General features: G+C 77.9%; 1 protein-coding gene. It reads left to right on the top strand.

Annotated features, from left to right (window positions below):
- The first annotated feature begins 27 nt into the window (after positions 1–27).
- Positions 28–15054, top strand: coding sequence for a type I polyketide synthase (locus LPU61_RS05540; protein WP_229404323.1), 15027 nt, complete (start codon positions 28–30; stop codon positions 15052–15054).
- Positions 15055–15083: the final 29 nt, after the last annotated feature.

Raw genomic sequence — 15083 nt, forward strand, 5'->3', positions numbered from 1 at the left:
CGTCTGATCCCGATACGGAGTGGCCCGATGCCCACTGAGGCGGAGTTCCTCGACTACCTCCGGCGCGCCACGGCCGACCTGCGCGAGGCGCGGCGGCGGGTGCGCGAGGTGGAGGCGAAGGACCGCGAGCCGATGGCCGTCGTCGGCATGGCCTGCCGGTTCCCCGGCGGCGTACGCGGCCCGGACGACCTGTGGGACCTCGTCGACGCCGGCCGCGAGGGGCTCGGCGACTTCCCCACCGACCGGGGCTGGGACCTGGAGCGACTGTTCCACGTCGACCCGGACAACCCGGGCACCTCGTACACGGACCAGGGTGGGTTCCTCTACGACGCCACCGAGTTCGACCCGGCCTTCTTCGGCATCAGCCCTCGCGAGGCCCTGGCCATGGACCCGCAGCAGCGGCTGCTGCTGGAGAGCGCGTGGGAGGCGTTCGAGTCCGCCGACCTGGACCCGCAGCGGCTGCGCGGCAGCCGCACCGGCGTCTTCGCCGGGGTGATGTACCACGACTACGCCTCCCGGGTGCTGGACCTGCCCGAGGGCGTCGAGGGCTACCTCGGCACCGGCAACTCCGGCAGCCTCGTCTCCGGCCGGGTCGCCTACACGTACGGGCTCGAGGGGCCCGCCGTCACCGTCGACACGGCCTGCTCGTCGTCGCTGGTCGCCGTGCACCTCGCCGTGCAGGCGCTGCGCCAGCGCGACTGCGACCTGGCCCTGGCCGGCGGCGTCACCGTGTTGTCCACCCCCGGCGTGTTCGCCGAGTTCTCCCGGCAGCGCGGCCTCGCCCCCGACGGGCGGTGCAAGTCGTTCGCCGACGCCGCCGACGGCACCGGCTGGGCCGAGGGCGTCGGCGTGCTGCTGCTCCAGCGGCTCTCCGACGCCCAGCGCGACGGCCGCCGCGTCTACGCGGTGATCCGGGGCAGCGCCGTCAACCAGGACGGGGCCAGCAGCGGCCTCACCACGCCCAACGGCCCCTCCCAGGAGCGGGTCATCCGGCAGGCCCTGGCCAACGCCCGGCTCGCCCCCGCCGACGTGGACGCCGTCGAGGCGCACGGCACCGGCACCACCCTCGGCGACCCGATCGAGGCGCAGGCGCTGCTGGCCACCTACGGGCAGGACCGGGCCGGGGCGGAGCCGCTGTGGCTCGGCTCGGTCAAGTCCAACCTGGGCCACACCCAGGCCGCCGCGGGCGTCGCCGGGCTGATCAAGATGGTGCAGGCGCTGCGGCACGGCCGGCTCCCCGCCACCCTGCACGTCGACGCGCCGTCTGCGCACATCGACTGGTCGGCCGGGGCCGTGTCGCTGCTCACCGAGCCCCGCCCCTGGCCGGCGGTGGACCGGCCGCGCCGGGCCGCCGTGTCGTCGTTCGGCATCTCCGGCACCAACGCCCACGTCATCCTCGAACAGGCCCCCGCCGCCGAGGAGCCCGACCCGGCCGCACCGGCCGTCGTCCCGCCGCTGTCGCCGGTCCTGCTGTCGGCCCGCAGCCCCGAGTCCCTCGCCGCGCTGGCCCGCCGCTGGGCCGACCACCTCGACGCCGACCCCGACGCCCGCCCCGTCGACGTCGCCGCGTCCTCGCTCGCCCGCGCCGGGCTGCCCCGGCGGGCCGTCGTCCTCGCCGCCGACCGCGCCGAGCTGCTCGCCGGGTTGCGCGCCCTCGCCGCCGACGAGCCGGCCGCGCCGGTCGTCACCGGCACCGCCGCGCCCCGGGGCCGGGTCGCGTTCCTCTTCTCCGGGCAGGGCGCGCAGCGCCCCGGCATGGGCCGCGAGCTGGCCGAGGCGTTCCCCGTGTTCGCCACCGCCCTCGACGAGGTGTGCGCCGCGCTCGACGGGCACCTGCCCCGGCCGCTGCGCGAGGTGCTGTTCGCCGCCGCCGGCACGCCCGAGGCCGACCTGCTGCACCAGACCGTGTTCACCCAGGCCGGCCTGTTCGCCGTCGAGGTGGCGCTGTTCCGGCTCGCCGGGTCGTTCGGGCTCGCCCCCGACCTCCTCGTCGGCCACTCCATCGGCGAGCTGGCCGCCGCGCACGTCGCCGGGGTGCTCACCCTCGCCGACGCCGCGACGCTGGTCGCCGCCCGGGGCCGGCTCATGCAGGCCCTGCCGGCCGGCGGGGCGATGCTCGCCGTCGCCGCCGACGAGGCGTCCGTGGTCGAGTCCCTCGCCGGGGTGACCGGCCGGATCGGCATCGCCGCCGTCAACGGCCCCGCCGCCGTGGTCGTCTCCGGCGACGCCGCCGCCGTCGAGGAGGTGGCCGCCCACTGGGCCGAGCGGGGCACCCCCATCCACCGGCTGCGGGTCAGCCACGCGTTCCACAGCGAGCTGATGGACCCGATGCTCGCCGAGTTCGCCGCCGTCGCCGCCGGGCTGACGTTCTCCCCGCCCACCGTGCCGATCGTGTCGAACCTGACCGGCCGGGTCGCCGGGCCGGAGCTGCTGTGCAGCCCCGACTACTGGGTGCGGCACGTCCGCGAGGCCGTCCGCTTCGCCGACGCCGTCGACCGGCTCGCCGAGGCCGGCGTCGGCACGTACGTCGAGCTGGGCCCCAACGGGGTGCTCACCGCGATGGCGCAGAGCTGCCTCACCGACCCGACCGCCGTGCTCGTGCCGCTGTCCCGCAAGGACCGCCCCGAGCCGCGCGCCCTGCTGGAGGCCCTGGCCCGGCTGCACGCCGACGGCCTGCCCGTCGACTGGGACGCCCTGCTCGCCGGGGCCGGCGCGCGCCGGGTCGACCTGCCCACGTACGCGTTCGCGCACGAGCGGTACTGGCTGGAGCCGGTCGGCCGGATCGCCGACGTCACCGGCGCCGGCCTCGGCGCGGCCGGGCACCCGCTGCTCGGCGCGGCGGTCTCCGTGGCCGGCGAGGACATGGTGCTGCTCACCGGCCGGCTGTCCCTGGCCACCCACGGCTGGCTCGCCGACCACGCCGTCTCCGGCGTCGTCGTGGTGCCCGGCGCGGCCCTGGTCGAGCTGGTCGTGCGGGCCGGCGACGAGGTCGGCGCGTCCCGGGTGCGGGAGTTGACCGTCGCCACCCCGCTGGCCCTGCCCGAGGCCGGCGGCGTCCGCGTGCAGGTGCGCGTCGGCGCCGCCGACGACACCGGCGCCCGCGCGGTGACCGTGCACGCCCAGTCCGAGGAGGACCCGGAGGGCGGCTGGGTCCGGCACGCCGAGGGCGTCCTCGAACCGGCCGCCGCCGACGAGCCCGTCCTCGGCGTGTGGCCGCCCGTCGCGGCCACCGAGGTCGACCTCGCCCAGTGGTACGACGCCCTCGCCGGGCGCGGCCTGGCGTACGGGCCCGCGTTCCGGGGGCTGCGTCGGCTGTGGACCGGCGACGGCGAGGTGTACGCCGAGGTCGCCCTGCCCGAGGAGGCCGCCGGGCCCGCCGCCGCGTTCGGCGTGCACCCGGCGTTGCTGGACGCCGCCCTGCACCCCGTGGGGGCGCTGCTCGCCGACGCCGACGGCGGCCCCCGGGTGCCGTTCGCGTTCTCCGGCGTGCAGGTGCACGCATCTGGGGCGACGGCGCTGCGGGTGCGGCTGACCCGCGACGGCTCGGCGGTGCGGCTCGTCGCCACCGACGGCGCGGGCGCACCCGTGGTGTCGGTGGACGCCCTCGCGCTGCGGGAGATGACGGGCCTGACCGCCCCCGGCGTCGCCGCCCGCTCGCTGTTCGAGGTCGCCTGGCAGGCCGAGGAGGTGCCGCCCGCCGAGGAGCCCACCGGCTGGGCGCTGCTGACCGCGACCCCCTCGGTATGGGCCCTCGACCTGCCCGTCTTCGCAGACGTGGCGGCGGTGCTGGCCGCCGCCGACGAGGCGGGGGAGGGGCTGCCCCGCGCCCTCGTGCTCCCGGTCCTCCCCGCGCCCGCCGCCGGCCTGCCCGTCGCCTCTCCCGAAGCCGGCCCGCCCGTCGCCTCTCCCGGAGCCGGCCTGTCCGCCGCCGAACGCTCCGGGTTGCCCGGCGTACCGTCCGCCGGCCTGCCCGACGTCGTCCGGGCCGTCGCGGCCGACGTGCTCGGCGTGGTCCAGGCGTGGCTGGCCGCCGATGCGCTGGCCGACACCCGGCTGGTCGTGCTGACCCGGGGCGCGGTGGCCACCCGCGACGACGACCCCGTCACCGACCTCGCCGGGGCCGCCGTGTGGGGCCTGCTGCGCTCGGCGCAGTCCGAGCACCCCGACCGGATCGTCCTCGCCGACCTGGCCGCCGGCACCGACGCCGCTGGTGTCGACGCCGCCGCCCTGGCGGTGCTCGCCCGGGTGGCCGACGACCCCGCCGGCACCGGCGGGCAGGTGGCGCTGCGCGGCGACGCCGTGCTCACCCCGCGCCTCGTGCGCGCCGCCGCCCCGGCCGAGCCCCCGGCCGCCCCCGCCCTCGGCGACGGCACCGTCCTGGTCACCGGCGGCACCGGCGCGCTCGGCGCGCTCGTCGCCGAGCACCTCGTCACCGCGTACGGTGCCCGGTCGCTGCTGCTGGTGTCCCGGCAGGGCCCGGCGGCCCCCGGCGCGGACGCGCTGGCGGAGCGGCTCACCGGCCTGGGCGCCCGCGTCGAGGTGGTCGCCGCCGACGTCACCGACCCCGACCGGGTGGCCGCCCTCGTCGCCGGGGTCGGCGGCCGGCTGGCCGGCGTGGTGCACACGGCGGGCGTCCTCGACGACGGCGTGGTCACCGCGATCAGCCCCGAGCGGCTGGCCGGGGTGCTCGCCCCGAAGGCCGCCGCCGCGTGGCACCTGCACGAGGCGACGGCCGGGCGGGACCTCGACCTGTTCGTCGTGTACTCCTCCGTCGCCGGGGTGCTCGGCTCACCCGGCCAGGCCGCGTACGCGGCGGCGAACACGTTCCTGGACGCCCTCGCCGCGTACCGCCGGCAGGCCGGCCTGCCCGCCGCGAGCCTCGCCTGGGGGATGTGGGACACCGCCGGGATGGCCGCGACGGTCGGCGACGCCGACCGGGCGCGCTCGGCCCGCGCCGGCATCTCGCCGATGAGCGCCGACACCGGCCTCGAACTGTTCGACGCGGCCCTCGCCGCCGGCCGGCCCGCCCTCGTGCCGGCCGTGCTCGACGTGCCGGCCATGCGGGCCCGGGTCGTCGCCGGCCGGGTGCCGTCGCTGCTGCGGGTGCTGCTCGGCGCGGTGCCCACCCGCCGGCAGGCCGGCCACGGCAACTGGGCCGACCGGATCGCCGGCCTGGATCCGCAGGACGCCCGCGACCAGGTCGACGCCCTCGTCCGGGGCCTCGTCGCGCAGGTCCTCGGGCACGGCGGCGCGGACGCCGTGCCGGCGGACCGGGCGTTCCGGGAGCTGGGCTTCGACTCGCTGACGGCGGTGGACCTGCGCAACCGGGTCAACGCGGCCACCGGGCTGCGGCTGGCGTCCACGCTGGTGTTCGACTACCCGACCCCGCGCATCCTCGCCGGCCAGGTGTACGCGGAACTCGCCGGGAACCGGGCCGCCACCGTCACCCCGGCCGAGGCGGCCACCGCCACGGGCCTCGACGACCCGATCGCGATCGTCGGCCTGGCCTGCCGCTTCCCCGGCGGCGCGGACAACCCGGACCAGCTGTGGGAGCTGCTGGCCACCGGCGGCGACGGGATCAGCGAGTTCCCCGCCGACCGGGGCTGGGACCTCGACACCCTGTTCGACCCCGACCCGGCCAACAGCGGCACCTCGTACACCCGGCACGGCGGCTTCCTCTACGGGGCGGCGGAGTTCGACCCCGGGTTCTTCGGCATCAGCCCCCGCGAGGCCCTCGCCATGGACCCGCAGCAGCGGCTGCTGCTGGAGACCGCGTGGGAGACGTTCGAGTCCGCCGGCCTCGACCCGCACCGGCTGCGCGGCAGCCGCACCGGCGTGTTCGCCGGCGTCATGTACCACGACTACGCCTCCCGGCTGATGGACCTGCCCGCCGAGGTGGAGGGCTACATCGGCACCGGCACCTCCGGCAGCGTGCTGTCGGGGCGGGTCGCGTACACGTTCGGCCTGGAGGGGCCGGCCGTCACCGTGGACACCGCGTGCTCGTCGTCGTTGGTCGCCCTGCACCTGGCCGCGCAGGCGCTGCGCAGTGGCGAGTGCGACCTGGCCCTGGCGGGCGGCGTCACCGTGATGGCCACGCCGGGGACGTTCGTCGAGTTCTCCCGGCAGCGCGGCCTGTCGGCCGACGGGCGGTGCAAGTCGTTCGCCGCCGCCGCCGACGGCACCGGCTGGGGCGAGGGCGTCGGCATGCTGCTCGTGCAGCGGCTCGCCGACGCGCAGCGCGACGGCCGGCGCGTCTACGCGATCGTGCGTGGCACGGCCGTCAACCAGGACGGCGCGTCCAACGGCCTCACCGCCCCGAACGGCCCGTCGCAGCAGCGCGTCATCCGGCAGGCCCTCGCCAACGCCCGGCTGACCCCGGCCGACGTGGACGCCGTCGAGGCGCACGGCACCGGCACCACCCTCGGCGACCCGATCGAGGCGCAGGCGCTGCTGGCCACCTACGGGCAGGACCGGCCGGCCGACCGGCCGCTGCTGCTGGGGTCGATCAAGTCGAACATCGGGCACACCCAGGCCGCCGCCGGCGTCGCCGGGGTGATCAAGATGGTGCTCGCGCTGCGGCACGGGCTCGTCCCGCCCACCCTGCACGTCGACGAGCCGTCCCCGCACATCGACTGGACGGCCGGTGCGGTGACCCTGGCCACGGAGGCGACCCCGTGGCCGGCCGTCGACCGGCCCCGCCGCGCCGCCGTCTCCTCCTTCGGCATCAGCGGCACCAACGCCCACGTCGTCCTCGAACAGGCCCCCGAGCCGGTCGTCGCCGCCGAGTCCCGGCCCGGCGCCGCCACCGACGCCGGCCTCGTGCCGTTCGTGCTCTCCGCCACCGACCGGGCCGCGCTGCGGGAGCAGGCCGCCCGGCTGCGCGCCCACCTCGCCGCCCATCCCGAGGTCGAACCGGCCGAGGTCGGCTACGCCCTCGCCACCACCCGGGCGGCGTTTCCGCACCGGGCCGTCGTGCTCGGCCAGGACCAGGCCGAACTGGCCCAGGGCCTCACCGCCCTCGTCGACGGCGAGACCGTCGCGGGCGTCGTCACCGGCACGGCGCTGCGCAACACCGCCCCCGTCTTCGTGTTCTCCGGCCACGGCTCCCAGTGGCCCGGGATGGCCGTCGACCTGCTCGACAGCTCCCCGGTGTTCGCCGCGTCCATCGCCGAGTGCGAGGCCGTCCTCACCCCCTGGGTGGACTGGTCCCTCACCGGCGTGCTGCGCGGGGCCGAGGGCGCCCCGCCACTGGTCGCCTCCGGCGTCGTGCAGCCCGCCCTGTGGGCCGTGATGGTCTCCCTGGCCCGGCTGTGGCGCTCGCTGGGCGTCCGCCCCGGCGGCGTCGTCGGCCACTCCCAGGGCGAGATCGCCGCGGCCTGCGTCGCCGGGGCCCTCACCCTGGAGGACGCCGCCAAGATCGTCGCCCTGCGCAGCCAGGTGCTCGTCGACATCGCCGGCCGGGGCGGCATGGTCTCCGTGGCCCTGCCCGCCGACCGGGCCCGCGACCTGCTCAAGCGGTGGGCCGGCCGGCTCTCCGTCGCCGTGGTCAACGGACCCGGGTCGGTCGTGGTGGCCGGCGACATCGACGACCTCGCCGACCTCGTCGCCGCCTGCACCGCCGACGGCGTGCGCACGCGCCCCATCGACGTCGAGTACGCCTCCCACTCCCCGCAGGTCGAGGCGGTCGCCGGCCGGCTCCTGGCCAGCCTCGACGGGATCACCCCCCGCCCCGCCGAGCTGCCGTTCTATTCCGCGCTCACCGGCGAGCAGACCGACACCACCACCCTCGACGCCGGCTACTGGTACCGCAACCTGCGCGAGACCGTGAACTTCGAGCAGGCCGTACGCAACCTGCTCGCCGACGGCCACCAGGTCTTCCTGGAGGTCGGCCCGCACCCCGTGCTCAGCTTCGGCATGCAGGAGACCATCGACACCGCCGAACACGAGGCGGCCGTGGTCAACACCCTGCGCCGGGGCGACGGCGGCTGGGCCCGGATCCTCACCGCGCTGGCCGAACTGCACGTGCGCGGCGTCGAGGCCGACTGGAACGCCGTCTGCGGCGTACGCACCGGCCCGGCCGTGCCGCTGCCCACGTACGCCTTCCACCGGCAGCGCTACTGGCCGGAGGCCCCCGTACGCACCGGACCGGCCGCCGCCGCCGACGACCCCGCCGACCGGCAGTTCTGGGACGCCGTCGAACGCGCCGACGCCGACGCCCTCGCCGCCGCCATGCGCATCGACACCGCCGACGCCCGCGCGCTCGGCGAGGCCCTGCCGCTGCTGTCCTCGTGGCGGCAGCGCCGCCGCGACGAGTCCACGGTGGACGCCTGGCGCTACCGGGTGCAGTGGACGCCGCTCACCGCCGCCGCCAGCGCCACCCTCGGCGGGACCTGGCTGCTCGTCGCGCCCGCCGCGTACGCCGGCCAGCCGATCGTCGGTCAGGTCGTGCAGGCCCTCGGCGAGGCCGGGGCGGACGTGACCCCGCTGGCCGTCGCCGACGCCGACCGGGCGGCCCTGGCCGCGCGGCTCGCCGAGGTCGACGCCGCCGCCGTCACCGGCGTGCTGTCCCTGCTCGCCCTCGACGAGACCCCCCACCCGCAGCGGCCCGTCGTCCCCGCCGGCCTCGCCGGCACCCTCGCCCTCGTGCAGGCCCTCGGCGACGCCGGCATCACCGCACCGCTGTGGTGCGCCACCGGCGGCGCGGTCTCCACCGGCCGCGCCGACCCCCTCGACCACCCCCGGCAGGCCCTCGTCTGGGGCCTCGGCCGGGTCGCCGCCCTGGAACACGCCGACCGGTGGGGCGGCCTCGTCGACCTGCCCGCGAAGCTGGACCGGCGCGCCCGGGGCCGGCTCGCCGCCGTCCTGGCCGGCGTCGGCCACGAGGACCAGGTCGCCGTACGCACCTCCGGCCTGTTCGCCCGCCGGCTCGCCCGCGCCGCCGCCGAACCCGCCCCGCAGCGGCCCGGCTGGCGGCCCGCCGGCACCGCCCTGGTCACCGGCGGCCTCGGCTCCCTCGGCGCGCACGTGGCCCGCTGGCTGGCCCGCGAGGGCACGGCGCACCTGGTGCTGACCAGCCGGCAGGGCCCGGCGGCGGCCGGCGCGGCCGAGCTGGAGGCCGAGCTGACCGGCCTCGGCGCGCGCGTCACCGTCGCGGCCTGCGACGTGGCCGACGCCGACTCGCTGCGCGCCCTCGTCGACCGGCTCGCCGCCGACGGCGTCACCGTCGACGCCGTGTTCCACGCCGCCGGGGTGGCCCACGCCGGCCCGCTCGCCGGCACCGACGTCGCCGAGCTGGCCGACGGCCTGCACGCCAAGGTCGCCGGGGCGGTCAACCTCGACGAGGTCCTCGGCGGCGACGTGTCCGCGTTCGTGCTCTTCTCCTCCGGCGCGGGCGTGTGGGGCGGCGGCCTCCAGGGCGGCTACGCCGCCGGCAACGCGTTCCTCGACGCCCTCGCCGAGGACCGCCGCCGCCGGGGCCTCGCCGCCACCGCCGTCGCCTGGGGCGCGTGGGACGGCGGCGGCATGCTGGAAACCGACGGCGCCGCCGACCAGATGTTCCGCTCCGGGGTCCGGCCGATGCGCCCCGACCTGGCCGTGGCCGTGCTCGCCCGCGCCCTCGCCGACGACGACACCACCCTCACCGTCGCCGACATCGCCTGGGACCGGTTCCACCAGACGTTCGCGATGACCCGCCCCCGGCCGCTGATCGAGGACATCCCCGAGGTGGCCCGGATCATCGCCGCCCGCAGCCGCGACGACGACGAGCCCGCCGAGGCGTCCCCGCTGCGCGGCCGGCTCGCCGGCCTCGCCGAGCCGGAACGCCGCCGCACCCTGCTGGAGCTGGTGCGGGTGCACGCCGCCGCCGTGCTCGGGCACGCCTCCGCCGAGGCGATCGGCGCGGACCGGCCGTTCCGGGAGATCGGCTTCGACTCGCTCAGCGCCGTGGAGATGCGCAACCGGCTCGGCGAGGCCGTCGGCCTGCGGCTGCCCGCCACCCTGGTCTTCGACCGGCCCACCCCGACGCTGCTCGCCGGCTGGCTGGCCGACCGCATCCTCGGCGTCACCGAGCAGGCCGCCGCGCCCACCCGGGCCGTCGCCGCCCTCGACGAACCCATCGCCATCGTCGCGATGAGCTGCCGCTACCCCGGCGGCGTGGCCAGCCCCGAGGACCTGTGGCGGCTCGTCGCCGACGGCCGCGACGCCATCGCCGGGTTCCCCGCCGACCGGGGCTGGGACCTCGACGCCATCTACGACCCCGACCCCGACACCCCCGGCACCTCGTACGTGCGCGAGGGCGGCTTCGTCGCCGACGTCGCCGGGTTCGACGCGGCGCTGTTCGGCATCTCCCCGCGCGAGGCGCTGGTGATGGACCCGCAGCAGCGGCTGCTGCTGGAGACCGGCTGGGAGCTGTTCGAACGCGCCGGCATCGCCCCCGCCGACCTGCGGGAGAGCAACACCGGCGTCTTCGTCGGCACCAACGGCCAGGACTACGCCACGCTGCTGATGGCCGCCCGCGCCGAGACCGAGGGCTACCAGGCCACCGGCAACGTGGCGGCCGTCGTCTCCGGGCGGCTCTCCTACACCTTCGGCCTCCAGGGCCCGTCCGTCTCCGTCGACACCGCCTGCTCGTCGTCGCTGGTGGCGCTGCACCTGGCCGTGCAGTCGCTGCGCTCCGGCGAGTGCGACACGGCCGTCGCCGGTGGCGTCACCGTGATGGCCACCCCCGGCCCGTTCCTGGAGTTCGCCCGGCAACGCGGCCTCGCCGCCGACGGCCGGTGCAAGTCGTTCGCCGGGGCCGCCGACGGCACCGGCTGGGGCGAGGGCGCCGGCCTGCTGCTGCTCCAGCGGCTCTCCGACGCCCGCCGCGACGGCCGCCGGGTCCTCGCCGTGGTACGCGGCTCCGCCACCAACTCCGACGGCGCGTCCAACGGGCTCACCGCCCCCAACGGCCCCGCCCAGCAGCGGGTCATCCAGCAGGCCCTGGCCAACGCGCGGCTCACCGCCGCCGACGTGGACGCCGTCGACGGCCACGGCACCGGCACCCGCCTCGGCGACCCGATCGAGGCGCAGGCGCTGCTGGCCACGTACGGGCAGGACCGGCCCGCCGACCGGCCGCTGCTGCTCGGCTCGATCAAGTCGAACATCGGCCACACCCAGGCCGCGGCCGGCGTGTCCGGCGTCATCAAGATGGTCATGGCGCTCCAGCACGACCTGCTGCCGCCCACCCTGCACGTCGACGAGCCCACCCCGCACGTCGACTGGGCGGCCGGGGCGGTCGCGCTGCTCGCCGAGCCCACCCCGTGGCCCGCCGTGGACCGGCCCCGCCGGGCCGCCGTGTCGGCGTTCGGGGTCAGCGGCACCAACGCCCACGTCATCCTCGAACAGGCCCCGCCCGTCGACGCCGCGCCCGTGCCGGAGGCCGGCGACGCGCAGCCGCCCGCGCCGCCGCTGCTGCCCTGGGTGGTCTCCGGCGACGACGCCGACGGGCTGGCCGCCCAGGCCGCCCGCCTCGCCGACTGGGCCGAGGCCGCCGCCGCCGGGCCCGCCGATCCCGCCGCCGACGTCGCAGCCACCAGCGACGCCGCCGTCGCCCGGGTGCTCGCCACCGGCCGCTCCCACCTGCGGCACCGGGCCGTGCTGCTCGCCGCCGACCGCGACGCGTACGTGGCCGGGCTGCGGGCCCTCGCCGCCGGGCAGCACCACCCCACCCTCACCCGGGACGTCGCCGAGCCCGGCGGCACCCTCGCCGTCCTCTTCTCCGGCCAGGGCGCCCAGCACGCCGGCATGGGCCGCGAGCTGTACCGGGCGTTCCCCGCCTTCGCCGAGGCCCTCGACGAGGTCTGCCAGCACCTCGACGCGCACCTGCCCCGGCCGCTCAAGGCGGTGCTGTTCGCCGCCGACGGCAGCGCCGAGGCCGACCTGATCCACCAGACCGTCTTCACCCAGGCCGGCCTGTTCGCCGTCGAGGTGGCCCTGCACCGGCTCCTCGCCGGCTGGGGGATCGTCCCCGACCTCGTCGCCGGGCACTCCGTCGGCGAGATCACCGCCGCCCACGTCGCCGGGGTGCTCAGCCTCCCCGACGCCTGCGCGCTCGTCGGCAACCGGGGCCGGCTCATGCAGGCCCTCCCGGCCGGCGGCGGAATGCTCGCCGTCGCCGCGCCCGAGGCCGACGTCGAGGCCACCCTCGTCCCGTACGCCGGCCGGGTCGCCGTCGCCGCCGTCAACGGCCCGGCCGCCGTGGTCGTCTCCGGCGACGGCGACGCCCTCACCGACCTGGCCGACCACTTCACCGCCCTCGGCGTACGCACCAAGCGGCTCACCGTCAGCCACGCGTTCCACAGCCCGCTGATGGAGCCGATGCTCGCCGAGTTCGCCGCCGTCGCCGCCGGCCTCGACTACGCCCCGCCGACCGTCCCGCTCGTGTCCAACCTGACCGGCCGGGCCGCCGACCCCGAGCTGATCTGCACCCCCGACTACTGGGTGCGGCACGTGCGCGACGCCGTCCGGTTCGCCGACACCGTCGACCACCTGCACTCCCTCGGCGTCGCCACGCTGCTGGAGGTCGGCCCCGACACGGTGCTCACCGCCCTGGCCGCCGACGCGCTGCCCGACGCCGGCCGCACCCTCGTCACCGGCGTCCAGCGGCCCGGCCGGGGCGAGGCCGAGGCGCTGCTCGGCGCGCTGGCCCGGCTGCACTGCCACGGCGTACGGGTCGACTGGGCGGCGCTGCTGCCCGCCGCCGACCCGGTCACCCCGCCCACGTACGCCTTCCGGCACCAGCGGTTCTGGCCCGTCGGCGACGGCGACGTGCTGCGCACCGCCGAGCCGGCCGCCCCCGCCGCCGGCACCGCCGACGAGGCGTTCTGGCAGGCCGTGGCCGACGCCGACGGCGACGCCCTCGCCACCCGCTTCGGCGTCGACCCGGACCGGCCGCTGCGCGACCAGCTGCCCACCCTCGCCCACTGGCACCGGCAGCGGCAGACCGACGCGCTCGTCGACGGCTGGCGCTACCGGATCACCTGGCCGCAGCGCCGCCTCACCGCCGGCCCCGCCACCGGGGAGTGGCTGCTGGTCGTCCCCGCCGGCCAGCCCGGTACCGCCGCCGGCACCGCTGACCAGGGCACCGGTGCCGCCGACCGGGGCACCGGCACCACCGAGTCGGCCGCCGACGTCGCCGACCGGATCGGCGCGCTGGTCGCCGCGCACGGCGGCACCGTGCGTACCCTCGCCGTCGACCCCGCCACGGCCACCCGCGCCGAACTGGCCGCGCTGCTGGCGGCCGGCGCGGCCACCCGTACCGTGTCGCTGCTCGCCCTCGACGAGCGGCCCCACCCCGACCACCCGGCCGTGCCCGCCGGGCTCACCGGCAACCTCGCCCTCGTCCAGGCCGTCACCGACGCCGCCCCCGCCGGGCCGCTGTGGCTGCTCACCCGGCAGGCCGTCAGCACCGGCCCCGGCGACCCCATCGCCCACCCCGCCCAGGCGACCACCTGGGGCCTCGGCCTGGTCACCGCCCTGGAACACCCCGCCCACTGGGGTGGCCTGCTCGACCTGCCCGCCGAGCTGGACCCGGCCGCCGGGGACCACCTGCTGCGGGCGCTCACCAACACCGACGCCGAGGACCAGCTCGCCGTGCGTCCCCTCGGCATCCACCTGCGCCGCCTCGCCCGCGCCGCCCGCGCCGAGCGGCCCGACGCCCCCGCCTGGCAGCCGCCGGACACCGTGCTGATCACCGGCGGCACCGGCGCGATCGGCTCGTACGCCGCCGCCTGGCTGGCCCGGCACGGCGCTCGCCGGCTCATCCTGGTCAGCCGGCGCGGCCCCGACGCGCCCGGCGTCGCCGCCACCCTCGCCGAGCTGGCCGACCTCGGCGCGCACGCCCGCGCCGTGGCCTGCGACCTGGCCGACCGCGACGCCGTCGCCGCCCTCGTCGCCGGCCTGCGCCGCGACGGCGAGACCGTACGCGCCGTCGTGCACGCCGCTGGCGTCGGCCGGCTCAACCCGGTCAGCGTCGTCGGCACCGACGAACTCGCCGACGTCGTCGCCGGCAAGACCGCCGGGGCCCGCCACCTCGACGAGTTCCTCGACCCCGACGACCTGGAGCTGGTCGTCTACTTCTCGTCGATCGCCGCCGCGTGGGGCGTCGGCGACCACGGCGCGTACGCCGCCGGCAACGCCTTCCTCGACGCGTGGGCGCAGTCCCGGCCCGCCGGCCGGGCCCGGGTCGTCTCCGTCAACTGGGGACCGTGGGCCGGCGGCGGCATGGTCAGCGACGACCACGCCGTGGCGATGAGCCGGCGCGGCGTGTCCCTGCTCGACCGGGAACCCGCGATGGCCGCCCTGCGCGCCGCGATCACCGGCGACGGCACCGTGCTCACCGTCGCCGACGTCGACTGGGCCCGCTTCGCCCCCGTCTTCGCCTCCGCCCGGCCCCGGCCCCTGATCGGCGACCTGCCCGAGGTGGCGGCCCAGCGCGCCGGCACCGACCCGGCCGCCGACGGCGGCGACGAGGTCCGCACCGGGCTGCGCAAGCGGCTCGCCGACCTCACCGCCGCCGAGCAGAACCGGCTGCTGGTCGACCTGATCCGCACCGCCGCCGCCGCGGTCATCGGCCACGACAGCCCGTACGCCCTGGAGGCCGACCGGCCGTTCCGGGACCTCGGCTTCGACTCGCTGACCGCCGTGGAGCTGCGCGGCCGGCTCGCGCGGGAGACCGGCCTCAGCCCGGCCAGTTCGGTGGTGTTCGACTACCCGACCCCGCAGGCCCTCGCCGAGCACCTGCGCGGCGAGCTGGTCAGCGAGGCGTCCGTGCAGGAGCTGCCGACCGTCGAGGAACTCGACGAGCTGGAGGCCGCCCTCGTCCGGCGCGACACCGACGACCTCGGCCGGGTCCGGGTCACCATGCGGCTGCACCGGCTGCTGGAACGCCTCGGCGCCGCCGACCGGGGCGCGGGGGAGCGGCCCGACGAGGCCGCCGAGGTGGCCGACCGGCTGCGCGTCGCCAGCAACCAGGAGCTTTTCGATCTTGTCGACCGGGACCTCGGGCTTTCCTGAGTCACGCGACACGTACCGGTGCCACACGA

It is taken from the genome of Micromonospora sp. NBRC 110038 (assembly GCF_020884815.1).
Taxonomy (GTDB): domain Bacteria; phylum Actinomycetota; class Actinomycetes; order Mycobacteriales; family Micromonosporaceae; genus Micromonospora; species Micromonospora haikouensis.